We start from the raw sequence: 14,189 nt of genomic DNA on the forward strand, positions 1-14,189 counted from the left end.
GGTTCGGAGCCAATGACATGACCACAGAAGCGACCCGCGTCGTCCTTTCCGCACGTCCCCAAGGCGCCGCGACCCTGGACGATCTGCGCCACGAGCCCTTCGAGTGCCCCGATCCCGGCGACGGGCAGGTCCTGCTGCGCACGATCTGGCTGTCGCTCGACCCCTATATGCGCGGTCGGATGGACGACGCGAAATCCTATGCCACGCCGGTCGGCCTGGGCGAGGTCATGACCGGCCAGACCGTGGGCGAGGTCATCGCGTCGCGCCACAAGGATTTCGCGCCCGGCGACATCGCGACGGGCATGACGGGCTGGACCGATCACGCCGTGATCGACGGCGGTGAGCTGCGCAAGATCGACCCCGAGGTGGCGCCGATCCAGACGGCGCTGGGCGTGCTGGGAATGCCCGGTCTGACGGCCTGGACCGGGGTGAACCACATCCTGCGCGTCGAAAGCGGCAAGACGCTGGTCGTGTCGGCGGCGACGGGTGCGGTGGGCAGCGTCGCGGGCCAGCTTGCCAAGGCGAAGGGCCTGCATAGCGTCGGTGTCGCGGGCGGGCCCGAGAAATGCGCCTTCGCGACGGACGAGCTGGGCTACGACGCCTGCATCGACCACCACGCGCAGGCCGACGGCAAGGCCATGGCCGCCGCCATCGCGGACGCCGCTTCCGACGGCGTGGATTACTACTTCGAGAACGTGGGCGGCAAGACGCTGGCGGGCGTGATCGGCAACATGAACGACCACGGCGCCATCGCGATTTGCGGCATGATCGCCTGGTATGGCGGCAAGAACCTGGACGAGGGCCCGCAGATGCCGATGCTCTGGCGCAACATGCTGACCCGCAAGCTGCGCGCCGAGGGGTTCATCATCTATGACCACTGGCACCGTTTCCCCGACTTCCTGAACGAGGTCGCGCCGATGGTCGCCGATGGCCGCGTGAGCTACCGCGAAAGCGTGACCGAGGGACTGGAAAACGCGCCCGCCGCGTTCCTGGACATGCTCCAGGGCGGCAATTTCGGAAAGACGCTGGTGCGGGTCGGCGCGGATCCATAAACCCGCGGGCGGCGCGCTAGCGCGGCATCGGGGTGGCTGCCGTGTTGTAGCCGCTCCAATCGTCGATCTCGGGATAGAACTTCCGCCGCCACGCCCGCACGCGCGGATTCATGATCCGCCGCCACAGCGGCGGGATCATCGCCACCATCGTCATCACCGGGTAGCCCGCGGGCAGCTGGGGGGCGTCGTCCTGCGAATAGGTCTGCAGCAGCGGATAGCGGCGGTCGGGCTTGTAGTGGTGGTCGGAATGGCGCTGCAGGTTGATCAGCAGCCAGTTCGACGCCCGCTGCGCCGCGTTCCACGAATGGCGGGGCAAGACGCGCTCGTACTTGCCGTCGCCCAGGTGCTTGCGCGTCAGCCCGTAATGCTCGACGTAGTTCACCAGCTCGAGCTGCCAGATCGCCACGCCCGCCTGCACCAGCAGCCACATCAGCCCCTCGAGCCCGCCCAGCAGAAGCGCAAGACAGGCGAAGCCCAGCTGCAGCGCCCAGTAGCGCCAGAACGGGTTCGAGGCGTCCCACCACGGCCGGTCCCGCCGCGCCTGCATCGCGGCCTCGGCCCGGAAGGCCGAGCGGAAGCATTGCCACAGCACCCGCGGATAGTAGCGGTGGAAGCCTTCGTTGTAGCGCGCCGAAACCGGATCGCGCGGGGTGGCGACGTAGCGGTGGTGGACCAGCAGGTGCTCGGACCGGAAATGCGAATAGAACACCATGGCCAGCAGCAGATCGGCCATCCAGCGCTCCAGCCGCGAGCGTTGGTGCATCAGCTCGTGGCTGTAGTTGATGCCGACCGTGCCGGACAGGATGCCGACGCCGAAGAAGATGCCGAACTTCTCCCAGCCGTTCAGGCCCGCGTCGCGGGTGACGAACCAGATCAGGCCGAAGGTCACCAGGAACTGGACCGGGAACCAGACCAGTGTGATCGCGCGGTACCAGAACAGCTGGTCGTCGGGGGTCAGCGGGTCCTCGTTGGCCTCGTTCAGACCCGCGAAGCTGTCGATGATCGAGAACAGGTACCACGTCACCACGGGCATCAGCAGAACGGCCCAGCCGCCATGGGTCGCGGCATAGATCGCGACGGGCACCAGCAGAAGCGACAGCCAGAAGGGCAGCGCTTGGATCATGCGTGCCATGGATAAAACCCTTGTGTTCCGGCCCCTGCGTGCAGCTTTAGCGTAGGGCCGCGGGCCTACTCAAGCGGCGGCAGTGTCGCAGAGATCAGATCGTAGGCTTTGCGCATCACCGTGGGAAGATCGGCCGGGCGGAACCGGTGCGCAGGGACGAATGCCCCACGCGCGGGTTCGTTTTCGGTCGTATCGGCCACGCGTAGGGACAACCGCAGGTGAAAATGCGTGAAGGTATGGCGCACCTCGCCGCCCGGATCGCGCCAGTCGGCGTCGATGGGCGGGTCGTGCGCGGGCACCTTTTCTGCCCAGTCGCTGCCGGGCCAGCCCAGCATCCCGCCCAGCAGACCCTTGTCCGGTCGCGTCTCGAGCAGCCACGCGCCATCGCGGCGGCGGGCCAGATAGGCGATGCCGACCCGGGTGGGCTTGGCCGCCTTCGGCAGCTTCCGGGGCAGGTCGGCCTGCATCCCGCGGGCGTGGGCTTGGCAATCATCGCGCCAGGGGCAGATGCCGCAGGCGGGCCCGCGCGGCGTGCAGATGGTGGCGCCCAGGTCCATGACGGCCTGCGCGTAATCGCCGGGCCGCGCCTGGGGCGTCAGCCGCGCGGCGCGATCCATCAGCTCGGGCTTGGCCATCGGCAACGGCACCTCGACCGCGTGCAGCCGGGCCATGACCCGTTCGACGTTACCGTCCAGCACCGTCTCGGGCCGGTCGAAGGCGATGGCGGCGACGGCGGCGGCGGTGTAGGGGCCGATGCCCGGCAGTGCCAGAAGCCGCTCGCGCGTGTCGGGGAATGTGCCGCCATGCTCATGGGCGACCACCCGCGCGCATTTCAGCAGGTTGCGGGCGCGGGCGTAATAGCCAAGCCCCGCCCAGGCCGCCATCACGTCCGCATCGGCGGCGGCGGCAAGGTCCGTGACACGCGGCCAGATCGCCGTGAACTTGCGGAAATAGTCACGCACGGCGGCCACGGTGGTCTGCTGCAGCATCACCTCGGACAGCCAGACGCGATAGGGATCGGGGCGCACGCCCGCGCGCCGGTCGGCGGGCGACACGCGCCACGGCATGGCGCGCGCATGCACGTCGTACCACGCCAGCAGATCGTCGCTCAAATGGTCCGCGTCACGCAATCTTTATGCCCTTCCTGCCAAAACCTCTGGCCCGACCGGCCGCGCTTCCCTAGACAAGGCCCATGGCCGAGAAACCCTATCGTTCATCCTTCCGCAAAGGCTTTCAGCGCACCTCGACGCTGATCGAAAAGCAGATCCGCCGCGCGGGCGAAACCCGCGGATTCGCGGTCAGCCGCCTGCTCACCCACTGGGCCGAAATCGTCGGCCCCGACATGGCCGCCGTCGCGCGGCCTGTCAATGTCAGCTACGCGCGCCGCTCGATGGGTGCCACCCTGACGGTGCTGACCACCGGCGCCCAGGCCCCGATGCTCGAGATGCAGAAGGCCAAGCTGCGCGACCGGGTCAACGCCTGCTACGGCTACCAGGCCATTTCCGACATCCGCCTGACCCAGACCGCGCCCACGGGCTTCGCCGAGGGCGCCGCGCAATTCGGTCACGCGCCACGCCCCGCGGCCCGCCAGCCCGATCCCGCCACGCTTCAGGCGGCGCGACAAAGCGCCGCCCCCGTATCCGACCCCGACCTGCGCGCCGCCCTTGAACGGCTGGGCGCGAACGTGCTCGGTCCGCCCAAACACTCGCAAGGATGATCCCGATGAACAAACTTCCCCTCATCGCCGCCGCCATTGCCGTGCTCGCCGTCGGCGGCTGGTATTTCTCGTCCCAGTCCGACGGCACCCCCGGCGCCACGTCCTTCACCGCCGAGGCGCAGGACACCGCTGACGCGAACCTGTCGCTGGTCAGCGAGATGACGCTGGGCAATCCGGATGCGGACGTGACCGTGATCGAATACGCGTCTTTCACCTGCCCCCATTGCGCGACCTTCCACGACGCGGTCTTCCCGCAGCTGAAGGCGAACTACATCGATCCGGGCAAGATCAACTTCATCTACCGCGAGGTCTATTTCGACCGTTTCGGCCTGTGGGCGGGCATCACCGCGCGCTGCGGCGGGGCCGACAGGTATTTCGGCATCGCCGACATGCTGTACGAGCGCCAGAAGGAATGGGCGCAGGGCGAGCCTTCGGAAATCGCGGCCAACCTGCGCAAGATCGGCAAGACGGCGGGTCTGACCGAAGAGCAGCTTGATACCTGCTTTGCCGACGCCGAAAAGGCCAAGGCGATGGTCGCCACGTTCGAGCAGAACGCGGCCGAGGACAACATCCGCTCGACCCCCAGCTTCGTCATCGACGGCGAGCTGATGAACAACATGAACTACGATGATTTCGCATCCATTCTGGACGAGCGCCTGGGCGACTAGAGCAGCGCGTCCAGCGCCGCGTCCAGCGGTGCGGGATCGTCCAGGCACAGGCGCACGGCCAGGGTCAGCACCTTGGAGCGGTATTCAGGCGGCAAGCGCACCGCGTCCTTTTCGGTCGTGACCAGCTGCGCGCCCAGCGTCGCGGCCTCGCGCTCGAGCCGCGCCATCAGCGCGGGGCCCAGGGGCTGGTGATCGTCCAGCGCCTGCGCCGCCACGATATCGACGCCCAGGCCGCCCAGCGTGTCGAAAAACTTCTGCGGCCGCCCGATCCCCGCGAAGGCCAGGGCGCGCAGGCCGTTCCACGCCATGCCGGTCTGCAAGGGCTCGAGCGCACCGGTCACATGCGGCAGCCCGATGGCGGCGCCCCACGCGTCCCGGAACCGCGCCTGCGCGGGCGGGGCGCCGATGCTCAGGACCAGGTCCGCCCGCGCCAGCCCCGCCTGCACCGGCTCGCGCAGGGGTCCCGCGGGCAGGACGCGGCCATTGCCGAAACCCGCCTGCGCATCGACCACCACGACGGACAGATCCTTCGCCAGGTCGGGGTTCTGCAGACCGTCATCCATCACGATCACGTCCGCACCCGCCCCCACCGCGGCCCGCGCGCTGGCGGCCCGGTCGGCCCCGACCCAGGTGGACGCGAAGGCGGCCAGCAGCAGCGGCTCGTCCCCGACCTGGTCCGGGCCGTGACGGCGGGGATCGACCTGCAGCGTGTCGCGCTGCGCGCCGCCATAGCCGCGCGACACCACGTGCGGCCGACACCCCCGGTCGGCCAGCATCTGAAGGATCGCGATGGCGGTCGGCGTCTTGCCGGTGCCGCCCGCGTTGATGTTGCCCACGCAGATCACCGGCACGCCCACGCGCGTCCCGGCCCGCGCCACCCGGCGGGCCGTCGCAGCCGCATAGAGCGCCCCCAAAGGCGCCAGCGCGCGCGCCTGCCAACCCGGTGCGTCGGGCGGCCGGGACCAGAAGGTCGGCGGCCGCATCAGCCCGGCGCCTTTCGGGCAAGCGCGTCTTCCAGCGCCTGCAGCGCCAGGTTGCTCGCCTCGGCCCCGCGGGTGGCGATGTCCCACGCCTCGTGGGCGATCTCGGCGGCGCGTTCCGGCGACAGCAGGCTTTCGATCGCCGTGCCCAGGTGTTCCGGCCGGCCCACCAGGCGCGCGCCGCGGGTGCGGTCCAGCGTCGTGAGAATCCGCTCGTGGGCGCCCAGCTTTGGCCCGTGCACGATCACCGAGCCCAGCGAGGCGGGGATCATTGGGTCGCAAATCGGCCCCGAGGTCAGCGATCCGCCCAGGTAACACAGCGACGCGACACGCGCCCACAAACCGATCTCGCCGGGTTCATCGGCGACCAGCACCTGCGTATCGGGCAAAGGGTCGTCGCCGTCGGATCGGGTGACGAATTGCTGGCCGCGCCGGTCCAGGGCGGCGCGCAGATCGGGCAGCGCGGCGGGATCCGAGAGCTCAAGGATCAGCAGCAGCCGATGCGACAGCTTCGCCGCATCGGCATGGGCCGCCAGCACCAGGTCGAACTCATCTTCCGGGGTCATCGCCGCCAGCCAGGTGGGGCGCGACGCCAGCAGCGCCGACATATCCTCGAGATCGCTGTCGATGGCTCCGGGCGGTGGCGGCGTGCGCGCCAGTCGCGCCAGCGAATGGATCGGCACCTGAAGGCGCGGATCCGGCCCCCTGGCATGGACGAAATCGAACCCCGCGAGCGGCCGGATCAGGGCCAACGGATGCCGGGCGGGATCGGCTTCGACGGCGATCAGGGGGATGCGACGGGCCAGGGACTGGGCCCAAAGCACGGGATGCGGGTCCGGCCCCGAAAAGAGCATCGCATCCGGCGCCCAGCGATCGAGATGGGCGCGCACCGCCCGCGGCGTCTCGCGCGGCAAGTCCACGCGCAACGCGATGTCGGTCAGATCCTCGGCCGCGCCGCTGACGACGACGGCGAGGTCGGGATGCGCGCTGACCAGGTCGCGCAACAGCCGCGCGGTTCCGTCGGATTGCACGTCCGCGCTCAGATGCGCGCGCAGAAGGCGCCCCGGGGGGCGGGCGCCATCCAGCTCGGGCCTGGGGGCGCCGCCGCGGCGGGCGGCCAGCCGATGCCGCCAGAGTGCGAGCGAAAACGCCACCGGGCGCAGCGCCTAGCTGCCCAGCTCTTCGGTGGGGGAAGCCGGGGCCTTTTCGTCGCGCAGGCGATGGATATGGGCCAGGTAGTAGCGCATGTGGGCGTTGTCGACGGTCTTCTGCGCCCAGGTCTTCCAAGCACTGTAGGCGCTGGCGTAATCGGGGAACATGCCGACGATATGGATGTCGTCGACATTCTTGAACACGTTCTGCGTCGGGTCGACGAGTTCGCCCCCGAACACAAGATGCAGGCGCTGGGTCATGAGTGTGGCTCCTATGGATTTGGGCGCAGGGTATCGGGGTGGCGAACGTGGCTCAAGCGCGGGCTTGGGGGCGCGTGTCGCCCCCGCATCGAGCCTGCTCAGGCCAGCTGTTTCAGGATCTCGTCGTGCAGCGCGGGGTTGGCGGCGACGACGCCCGCGCTTTGTCGCGGGGCCGAGTTGAACCGCAGCGGTGCGCCGTGGCGGTCGGTGACGGTCGCCCCGGCCTCGGCCGCGATCAGGGCGCCCGCCGCGATGTCCCATTCCCACGCCTGGCGCAGGGTCATCATGGCGTCGAATCGTCCCGCCGCGACCACCGCCAGCCGATAGGCCATCGAGGGGCGGAAATGCTTTTCGAAATCCGGCGGCGTGCCGCGCCAGTGGCGGGCGGCATACGTGGCCTTGGACGTGATCAGCGCGGCCCCTTCGGCGCGGGCGATGGCGCTGGCCCGGATCCGCACGCCGTTCAGCCAAGCACCCTGCCCCAGCGCGGCGGTATAGGTCAGCCCCTTGGCGGGCATATGGATGACGGCGGCGGTGATGCGGCCGGCTTCGGCCACGGCCAGCGACAGCGCCCAGGTTGTGCTGCCGTCCAGGTAGGCGCGCGTCCCGTCGATGGGGTCCAAGATGAAACAATGGGCGCGCGACAGCCGGGCGCGGTCGTCGGGCGTTTCCTCGCTCATCCAGCCATAGGCGGGCCGGGCGCGGGTCAGCGTGTCGCGCAGGGCGTCGTCCACCGCCGTATCGGCGACCGACACGGGCGAGCCGTCGTCCTTGGTGCGCGTCGCGGGGTCGCTGCGCCAATGCGCCATGGCGATCTGCCCCCCGCCAAGCGCCGCGTCGATCAGAAGGGGCAGGTCAGTCGCCGGCAAGTGTCATGCCTTCGATCAGGATCGACGGGACCACGCGGCTCAGATGGGCGCGCGCGTCGTTGGCCAGCTGCATCCGGGCCAGCATGTCGCGCAGGTTGCCCGCGATGGTGATCTCGTTCACCGGATAGGCGAGCTCGCCCTTCTCGATCCAGAAGCCCGACGCGCCGCGGGAATAGTCGCCGGTGTTGGGATTGATCGTCGAGCCGATCAGCGACGTGACCAGAAGCCCGGTGCCGATATCGGCCATCATCTGTTCCTTCGAGCGCGCGCCCTGGGTCACGCTCAGGTTGGTGATCCCCGGTTGTGGCGGCGAGGACGGGCCGCGCGCGGCATTGGCGGTCGAGCGCATGCCCAGCTTGCGCGCGGTGGCCAGGTCCAGGGTCCAGCCCTGCAGGATGCCGTCCTCGACCACCATGCGCCGCGCGGTCGGAAGCCCTTCGGCGTCGAAGGGACGCGAGCCCGAGATGCGGGGGCGGTGCGGATCCTCGACCAGGTCGACGCCCTCGGGCAGCACCCGCTCGCCCATCAGGCCGCGCGCCCAGCTCGATCCGCGCGCGATGGCGCTGCCGTTGATCGCCATCACCAGGTGGCCGATCAGGCCGGACGCGATCCGCTCGTCGTAGAGGACCGGATAGGTGCCCGTCTTCGCCCGCCGCGCGCCCTGCAGGGCCACGGCCCGTTCACCCGCGATGCGGCCGATCTCGGAGGGGTCCGGCAGGTCGGCGCGGAACACGCGGCCTTCGCCGTTGTAATCCCGCTCCATCCCGGTGCCCGTCCCGCTGATCGCCACCGCCGACAGCGAGTGCGAGCTGCGCTGGTAGCCGCCCGAAAAGCCGTTGCTGGCCGCCAGGTGCACGTCGCGGTGGCCATAGGCGGCCGACGATGACTGGACCTGCGTCACGCCCGCGACCCCGCCCGCGGCCGCTTCCAGCGCCAGCGCGGCGTCCTGAAGCGCGGCGGGCTCGGGCTCGGGCGCGGGGTCGTGCATTTCAAGTGCGTCGGTATCCCAGCTGGTCGCCAGCTGATCGGGGTCGGCCAGGCCCACGCCCGGGTCTTCGGGGGCTTCGCGCGCCATGGCGACGGCGCGCTCGGCCATCTGGGCCATGGTCTCGGCGGTCAGGTCGGATGCCGACACGCAGGCCTGGCGCTTGCCCATCAGGACGCGCAGCCCGATCTCGGTGCCCTCGGCGCGCTCGGCCTGTTCCAGCGCCCCCACGCGCACGTCGATGGACAGCGACACGTCGGCGATGGCGATGGCGTCCGCCGCATCGGCGCCCGCACGGCGGGCGGCCCCCAGAAGGGCCTCGGTCAGATCGGAAAGCGGGCGGGCCATGTAATGTCCTTGCAAGCGCGACGTTTCCTTCGAGGTAGGCCGCACCCCCCCGTCCCGCAAGGCAAGGGCCGCGGAAAGCTAGCGAACCTGCATCCCGTTCAGACGGATCGCCCCGTCGGGGCCGAACACCAGCTCGGTCTTCAGACCGGCCCCGCCGGGCAGCGGCACGGTGGCGAAGGCCAGTCCCATGCGCGCGCCCAGTTCCTGCTCGGGCGGCAGGATCCCCAGCGCCGCAAGTGTCCCGATCAGTTCGAGCAGGCCGGTGGCGACCAGCGTCACCTGGCCTTCGGCGGCGCGCTGATCCAGCGGTTGGTCGACCTGTCCCGACCCGGTCACCTGGGCACCCAGGACCGACAGGTCGAGCTCTTGCAGCTCGAACGACCGGATATCGAAGGGCGACTGCGCGCCAAGCCCCGGCCCCGGCTCCGCGCTGGGGCGCGCGATGGCCGACAGCGACAGGGTCAGCGAGGCCGGATCACGCGGCAGTTCCTTGCCCGGATCGAGCAGGCTCCACAGCGTTTCGGCCGGGGCGATGGCATCGGCGGTCAGGCTCAGGCTCAGGGGCCCGTCCTGGTCCGCCGCCACGGGCAGCGTGAGCGAATAGGCCAGCGTGCCGATCGACAGCGCGTCGGGCATCGCGGGCATCCGCCCGCCAGTGGTGCCGATCACGATATCGCGGGTGTCCACGTCGCTGGTGAGGACGCCGCCCGTCGCCGCGGACGCGATCTGCCCCGCGCCCAGGTTGACCTCGGCCGTGACCGGACCCTGCGGACTGTCACCGTCGATCTGCAATTCCAGGTCGGTGAAGGATGTGGACGTTTCGAAATCCGCCAGCACCGACGACGGATCCCCACCGACCAGTTGATCGGGGCGGTCGGCCGCCATCGTGCCCTGCAGCTCGGTCGCGGTGAACGACACGCGGCTGCCGCCCGTTTGCCCCTCCCGCGCGGAGGTCTCGATCGTGCCGTCCACCCGCGCCACGCTGGACTGCACGGACAGCGGCTGGTCCAGGCGCGCGCCGGCCTCGAGCGCGGCGGTGACGTCCTCCAGCACGTAATCGAGCGCCGAGACCTGCGCCCCGCCGCCCGACAGCTCGACCGCGATCTGCGGCGCGTCCAGCGCGTAGCTGATCCGCGCACCGCTGCGGTCGGCGGTGATCTCGGCTTCCGAATAGTCCACGATCAGCGCGGCCATTTCGGGCAGGCCCGCGCCGGTGAAGCGCACCGGGTCGGGCACCGCGATCTCGACCGTCGCGGCATCGGTGTCGGTCATGTCCAGCCGCTCGATCAGGAAGGTGCCGCGCGTGTCGCCGTCGCCCAAACCGACCGTGACGCCCATCAGCGACAGCCCGTCGCGGCGCATCTCGACCTCGGCCGCGCGCATCGACAGCGCGCCGTCCCCCTGCCAGATGTCCCATAGCTGCGACGCGGTGATGTCGGCCAGCCCTTGTGCGGGCCAGGCCAGCGCAAGTGCGCCGAAGGTCAGGATGGCTTTGTGCGACATGGCAAGGTCTTTCGGCGTGGCAACGGGTTGGCGCGGAAGATGCGGGCGGCGGGACGTCTGGTCAAGCTGCCGAGGTCGGCATAGCTTGGGCGTCGTAACCTAGCAGAAAGGGACGCGGATGGGCAAACTCGACGGAAAGGTCGCCCTGGTGACCGGGGCAAGCCGCGGAATCGGCGAAGCCACCGCGCGCGAATTCGCGGCCGAAGGGGCGAAAGTGGCCCTGCTGGCCCGCTCGGGCGACGTGATCGCGGATATCGCGGGGGCGCTGGGCGCGGACAATGCCATCGCCATCCCCTGCGACATCAGCCGCTTCTGGGAGGTGCGCGCGGCGGTGGATGCCTGCGTGCAGACATTCGGCGCGCTGGATATCCTGGTCAACAACGCGGGCGTGATCGAGCCGATTTCGCACCTGTCCGACGCGGACCCCGACGCGTGGGGGCAGGTCATCGACATCAACCTGAAGGGTGTCTTCAACGGATTGCGCGCGGCGATGCCGGTGATGCAGGCGGCGGGCAGCGGGACGATCCTGAACATCTCGTCCGGGGCGGCGCATGGTCCGGTCGAAGGTTGGTCGCATTACTGCGCGTCCAAGGCCGGGGCGTTCATGCTGACCCGCTGTGCGGACAAGGAAGCGCGCGAGCACGGCCTGCGGGTGATGGGACTGTCGCCCGGTACCGTGGCGACCGAGATGCAGCGCGAGATCAAGGCGTCGGGCGTGAACCCGGTCAGCCAGCTGGACTGGAGCGAGCACATCCCCCCCGAATGGCCCGCCAAGGCGCTGGTCTGGATGTGCGGGCCCGAGGCCGACGACTACCTCGGCCAAGACGTGTCCCTGCGCGACGAGGACATCCGCGCCAAGATCGGGCTGTCCCGTTGAGCCGCGCGCGCGGGTCGATCCGGGCATGACGGGCGACCCCGGACACGGCGTTCTGACCGAGCGGCATGACGGCTGCCTGCGCATCGTCCTGAACCGCCCCGACAAGGCCAACGCGCTGACCGCCGACATGCTGGCCGACCTGCGCGATGCGGTGCGCGGCCATGACGGGCCGGGTCTGGTGCTGACCGGCGCGGGCAAGGTGTTCTGCGCTGGGGCCGACCTGGACGCCGCGCGCGCCGGGCTGGCGGTCTCGCCGCTGTGGGAAGAGCTGTCGGCGGCGGTCGCGGGGTTCGGGGGCCTGAGCATCGCCGCGCTCAACGGGTCCTGCGCGGGCGGGGCCATCGGCATGGTGCTCGCCTGCGACCTGCGCGTGGCCGTGCCGGGGGCCAAGCTGTTCTACCCGGTGATGAAGCTGGGCTTCCTGCCGCAGCCGTCCGACCCCGGTCGGCTGGTCGCGCTGGTGGGCCCTGCGCGCGCGAAGCTGCTGCTGATGGGCGGCGCCAAGCTGACGGCCGAGGACGCGCTGGCCATGGGGCTGGTGGACCGCATCGACGCCGACCCGGTCGCCGCGGCCGACGAACTGCTCGCCGACGCAATGGCCGCCGATCCGGACCATGTCCGCGCGATCAAGGCGATGCTGGCCTAGCGCCGGTTGCGCCCCGCGCGCCGTCCGCCCGGCGTTTTCGAGCGGAACCCCGGCGGGCGCTTCGACACCCAGGCGATGAACTTCTGGATCCGGGGATGGGCGCGCAGCGCATCGACGGTGGCGAAATTGCGCGCCAGCTCGGCCTCGGACAAGGTGGCGTGGATCTCGTTGTGGCAGATCTGGTGCAGCAGCACGGTCGGCCCGCCCTTGCCGCCGCGCAGCTTGGGCACCAGGTGATGCGCGCTCTGGGGCACGCCGGGCGGAATAGGCCGACCGCAAAGGGGGCAGATGGGATCGCTCATCCCCCTGATCTGCTTCGATTCCTGGCCAGCACAAGAGTGGTGCGGCATCCTTGCGCCGATCCCGGGCGCAGCTCATTCCCGAATGTCAGGCGGCGTCCGACAGGATATGCGCCGCCGCCTTTTCACCCACCATGATAGACGGCGCGTTCAGGTTGCCGTTGGTGATGCGCGGAAAGATCGAGCTGTCGGCCACGCGCAGCCCATCGACGCCGATCACGCGGGTCTCGGGATCGACCACCGCGTGCGGATCGTTCGCCGCGCCCATCCGGCAGGTGCCGCAGGGATGATAGGCGGATTCCACGTGGGCGCGGATGAAATCGTCCAGCTCGGCGTCGCTTTGCACCGCCGCGCCGGGCTGGATCTCGTCGCCTCGCACGCCGTCGAAAGCGGGTTGCGCGAAGATCTCGCGCGTCAGCCGGATCGCGCGGCGGAAATCGCGCCAATCCTGATCGTGCGCCATGTAGTTGAAGCGGATCGCGGGCTTGGCTTTCGGGTCGCCCGAGGTCAGCGTCACCGCGCCGCGCGACGGAGAGCGCATGGGCCCCACATGCGCCTGGAAGCCGTGCCCCTTCGCCGCCTTGCCGTCGTAGCGCACCGCCAGTGGCAGGAAGTGGTATTGCAGGTCCGGGTAGTCCGCCGACGCTTCGCTGCGCAGGAAGGCCACGCTGTCGAACTGGTTCGACGCCCCGATCCCGCGCCCGGTCAGCAGCCATTCCAGCCCGACGCGGGCCTTGCCCGCCAAGCTCCAGTGCGAATACAGGCTGATGGGTTGGCGCGACTGCATCTGCAGGTAAAGCTCCAGGTGGTCCTGCAGGTTCTGCCCGACGCCCGGCCGGGCCGCGCGGACCGGGATGCCGTGGGCGCCCAGCTGGCTTTCGGGGCCGATGCCCGACAGCATCAGCAGCTTGGGCGAATTGATCGCGCTGGCGGCCAGGATCACCTCGCGCCGGGCGTGCAATTGCCGGGTGCGGCCGTAGCGCGCGATCTCCAGCCCCGACGCCCGGTCGCCCCGGAAGGTCACGCGCAGGGCCAGGCCGCGGACCAGGCGGCAATTCGGCAGACGCAGCGCGGGACCCAGATAGGCGCGGGCCGTGGACCAGCGCTGGCCCTTCCAGATCGTGCGCTCCATGGCGCCGAAGCCTTCCTGCTGCGCGCCGTTGTAGTCGTCGGTTTCCGGAAAGCCCGCCTGCGCCCCCGCCGCGCGGAACATGGCGTGCAGCGGGTTGGAATGCCGGGCGCGGGTGATGTGCAAGGGGCCGTCGTCGCCGCGCAGGCCGTTGGGGGTGCCGCCGTGCCACGTCTCCATCCGCTTGAAATAGGGCAGAACGGACGCGAAATCCCAGCCCTCGGCGCCCGCGTCGGCCCAATGGTCGAAATCGGCGGGGTTGCCGCGCACGAAGACCATGCCGTTGATCGACGACGACCCGCCCACGACCTTGCCGCGCGGAACCGGCAGGGTACGACCGCCCAGATGCGGCTCGGGCAGGGTGTGAAAACCCCAATCGTAGCGGCGCATGTTCATGGGGTAGCTGAGCGCGCCCGGCATGCGGATCAGCGGCGAGCGGTCGCTGCCGCCATTCTCGACCACGATGACCTCGTGCCCGGCCTCGGCCAGCCGGAAGGCCAGTGCAGCCCCGGCCGAACCGGCGCCGAGGACGATGTAATCTGCGGTGTCTTTCATGCTTCGCAGATGGCGGTTATTGACTC

Annotated in this window: 15 protein-coding genes; 5 read left to right on the forward strand and 10 right to left on the reverse strand. The window is 70.0% G+C overall.

All coding sequences use genetic code 11. From position 1 onward, the window contains the following. The first annotated feature begins 17 nt into the window (after nucleotides 1-17). On the forward strand, nucleotides 18-1,052 hold the full coding sequence (locus ILP92_RS10700) for an NADP-dependent oxidoreductase (RefSeq protein WP_198916388.1): 1,035 nt from the start codon (nucleotides 18-20) through the stop codon (nucleotides 1,050-1,052). A gap of 16 nt (nucleotides 1,053-1,068) precedes the next feature. Here ILP92_RS10700 and ILP92_RS10705 read toward each other — a convergent pair whose 3' ends face one another. Both ILP92_RS10705 and ILP92_RS10710 read right to left on the reverse strand, forming a co-directional pair. After that, a complete protein-coding gene (locus ILP92_RS10705) occupies nucleotides 1,069-2,184 on the reverse strand; it encodes an alkane 1-monooxygenase (RefSeq protein WP_198916389.1) in 1,116 nt (371 codons plus the stop codon). A gap of 56 nt (nucleotides 2,185-2,240) precedes the next feature. Continuing rightward, a complete protein-coding gene (locus ILP92_RS10710; protein ID WP_235971353.1) occupies nucleotides 2,241-3,242 on the reverse strand; it encodes an A/G-specific adenine glycosylase in 1,002 nt (333 codons plus the stop codon). A gap of 125 nt (nucleotides 3,243-3,367) precedes the next feature. Between ILP92_RS10710 and ILP92_RS10715 the strand changes: the two genes are divergently transcribed. Both ILP92_RS10715 and ILP92_RS10720 read left to right on the forward strand, forming a co-directional pair. After that, nucleotides 3,368-3,892, forward strand: coding sequence for a DUF721 domain-containing protein (locus tag ILP92_RS10715; protein WP_198916390.1), 525 nt, complete (start codon nucleotides 3,368-3,370; stop codon nucleotides 3,890-3,892). Nucleotides 3,893-3,897: 5 nt separating this feature from the next. Next, nucleotides 3,898-4,560, forward strand: a complete 663-nt coding sequence (locus tag ILP92_RS10720; RefSeq protein ID WP_198916391.1) for a DsbA family protein — start codon at nucleotides 3,898-3,900, stop codon at nucleotides 4,558-4,560. Here ILP92_RS10720 and lpxK read toward each other — a convergent pair. The 6 genes from lpxK to ILP92_RS10750 form a co-directional block, all read right to left on the reverse strand. Further along, nucleotides 4,557-5,543: a tetraacyldisaccharide 4'-kinase gene (lpxK, locus tag ILP92_RS10725; RefSeq protein WP_198916392.1), complete on the reverse strand. Its 987-nt coding sequence runs from the start codon at nucleotides 5,541-5,543 to the stop codon at nucleotides 4,557-4,559. The genes ILP92_RS10720 and lpxK overlap by 4 nt on opposite strands. Then, nucleotides 5,543-6,694 carry a 3-deoxy-D-manno-octulosonic acid transferase gene (locus ILP92_RS10730; RefSeq protein ID WP_198916393.1) on the reverse strand — a complete coding sequence of 384 codons (1,152 nt, stop codon included), beginning with the start codon at nucleotides 6,692-6,694 and terminating at the stop codon, nucleotides 5,543-5,545. The genes lpxK and ILP92_RS10730 overlap by 1 nt, the downstream gene beginning before the upstream one ends. 12 nt (nucleotides 6,695-6,706) lie before the next feature. Beyond that, entirely contained in the window at nucleotides 6,707-6,952 is a 246-nt protein-coding gene (locus ILP92_RS10735; RefSeq protein WP_198916394.1) for a DUF4170 domain-containing protein, read from the reverse strand. A 98-nt stretch (nucleotides 6,953-7,050) separates the two neighbouring features. Next, nucleotides 7,051-7,821 carry a 3'(2'),5'-bisphosphate nucleotidase CysQ gene (locus ILP92_RS10740; protein ID WP_198916395.1) on the reverse strand — a complete coding sequence of 257 codons (771 nt, stop codon included), beginning with the start codon at nucleotides 7,819-7,821 and terminating at the stop codon, nucleotides 7,051-7,053. After that, nucleotides 7,808-9,154 (reverse strand): TldD/PmbA family protein, encoded by a 1,347-nt coding sequence (locus tag ILP92_RS10745; RefSeq protein WP_198916396.1) that lies wholly within the window; start codon nucleotides 9,152-9,154, stop codon nucleotides 7,808-7,810. The genes ILP92_RS10740 and ILP92_RS10745 overlap by 14 nt, the downstream gene beginning before the upstream one ends. A 78-nt stretch (nucleotides 9,155-9,232) precedes the next feature. Further along, on the reverse strand, nucleotides 9,233-10,657 hold the full coding sequence (locus tag ILP92_RS10750) for a DUF2125 domain-containing protein (protein ID WP_198916397.1): 1,425 nt from the start codon (nucleotides 10,655-10,657) through the stop codon (nucleotides 9,233-9,235). Between the two features lie 118 nt (nucleotides 10,658-10,775). Here ILP92_RS10750 and ILP92_RS10755 point away from each other — a divergent pair, with 118 nt between their 5' ends. Together ILP92_RS10755 and ILP92_RS10760 are read left to right on the forward strand one after the other, a co-directional pair. Then, nucleotides 10,776-11,534 carry an SDR family oxidoreductase gene (locus ILP92_RS10755; protein ID WP_198916398.1) on the forward strand — a complete coding sequence of 253 codons (759 nt, stop codon included), beginning with the start codon at nucleotides 10,776-10,778 and terminating at the stop codon, nucleotides 11,532-11,534. A gap of 25 nt (nucleotides 11,535-11,559) precedes the next feature. Beyond that, nucleotides 11,560-12,180 (forward strand): enoyl-CoA hydratase/isomerase family protein, encoded by a 621-nt coding sequence (locus ILP92_RS10760; protein WP_198916399.1) that lies wholly within the window; start codon nucleotides 11,560-11,562, stop codon nucleotides 12,178-12,180. On the opposite strand, the gene ILP92_RS10765 is transcribed toward ILP92_RS10760, so the two are convergent. Continuing rightward, complete coding sequence (locus ILP92_RS10765; RefSeq protein WP_198916400.1) at nucleotides 12,177-12,482, reverse strand: HNH endonuclease family protein; 306 nt, start codon at nucleotides 12,480-12,482, stop codon at nucleotides 12,177-12,179. The two genes, ILP92_RS10760 and ILP92_RS10765, sit on opposite strands and share 4 nt — an antisense overlap. 85 nt (nucleotides 12,483-12,567) lie before the next feature. Next, nucleotides 12,568-14,163 carry a choline dehydrogenase gene (betA, locus tag ILP92_RS10770; RefSeq protein WP_198916401.1) on the reverse strand — a complete coding sequence of 532 codons (1,596 nt, stop codon included), beginning with the start codon at nucleotides 14,161-14,163 and terminating at the stop codon, nucleotides 12,568-12,570. Nucleotides 14,164-14,189 lie beyond the last annotated feature (26 nt).

Origin of the sequence: Palleronia pontilimi (assembly GCF_016412875.1) — a bacterium.
Lineage (GTDB): Bacteria > Pseudomonadota > Alphaproteobacteria > Rhodobacterales > Rhodobacteraceae > Palleronia > Palleronia pontilimi.

Bases quoted from the DNA above. Each gene is read 5' to 3' on its own strand.
- ILP92_RS10750 (WP_198916397.1), bottom strand. From the start codon at position 10,657: ATGTCGCACAAAGCCATCCTGACCTTCGGCGCACTTGCGCTGGCCTGG.
- ILP92_RS10700 (WP_198916388.1), top strand. From the start codon at position 18: ATGACCACAGAAGCGACCCGCGTCGTCCTTTCCGCACGTCCCCAAGGC.
- ILP92_RS10755 (WP_198916398.1), top strand. From the start codon at position 10,776: ATGGGCAAACTCGACGGAAAGGTCGCCCTGGTGACCGGGGCAAGCCGC.
- betA (WP_198916401.1), bottom strand. From the start codon at position 14,163: ATGAAAGACACCGCAGATTACATCGTCCTCGGCGCCGGTTCGGCCGGG.
- ILP92_RS10760 (WP_198916399.1), top strand. From the start codon at position 11,560: ATGACGGGCGACCCCGGACACGGCGTTCTGACCGAGCGGCATGACGGC.
- ILP92_RS10745 (WP_198916396.1), bottom strand. From the start codon at position 9,154: ATGGCCCGCCCGCTTTCCGATCTGACCGAGGCCCTTCTGGGGGCCGCC.
- ILP92_RS10705 (WP_198916389.1), bottom strand. From the start codon at position 2,184: ATGGCACGCATGATCCAAGCGCTGCCCTTCTGGCTGTCGCTTCTGCTG.
- ILP92_RS10715 (WP_198916390.1), top strand. From the start codon at position 3,368: ATGGCCGAGAAACCCTATCGTTCATCCTTCCGCAAAGGCTTTCAGCGC.
- ILP92_RS10735 (WP_198916394.1), bottom strand. From the start codon at position 6,952: ATGACCCAGCGCCTGCATCTTGTGTTCGGGGGCGAACTCGTCGACCCG.
- ILP92_RS10710 (WP_235971353.1), bottom strand. From the start codon at position 3,242: ATGCCGTGGCGCGTGTCGCCCGCCGACCGGCGCGCGGGCGTGCGCCCC.
- ILP92_RS10720 (WP_198916391.1), top strand. From the start codon at position 3,898: ATGAACAAACTTCCCCTCATCGCCGCCGCCATTGCCGTGCTCGCCGTC.
- lpxK (WP_198916392.1), bottom strand. From the start codon at position 5,543: ATGCGGCCGCCGACCTTCTGGTCCCGGCCGCCCGACGCACCGGGTTGG.
- ILP92_RS10765 (WP_198916400.1), bottom strand. From the start codon at position 12,482: ATGAGCGATCCCATCTGCCCCCTTTGCGGTCGGCCTATTCCGCCCGGC.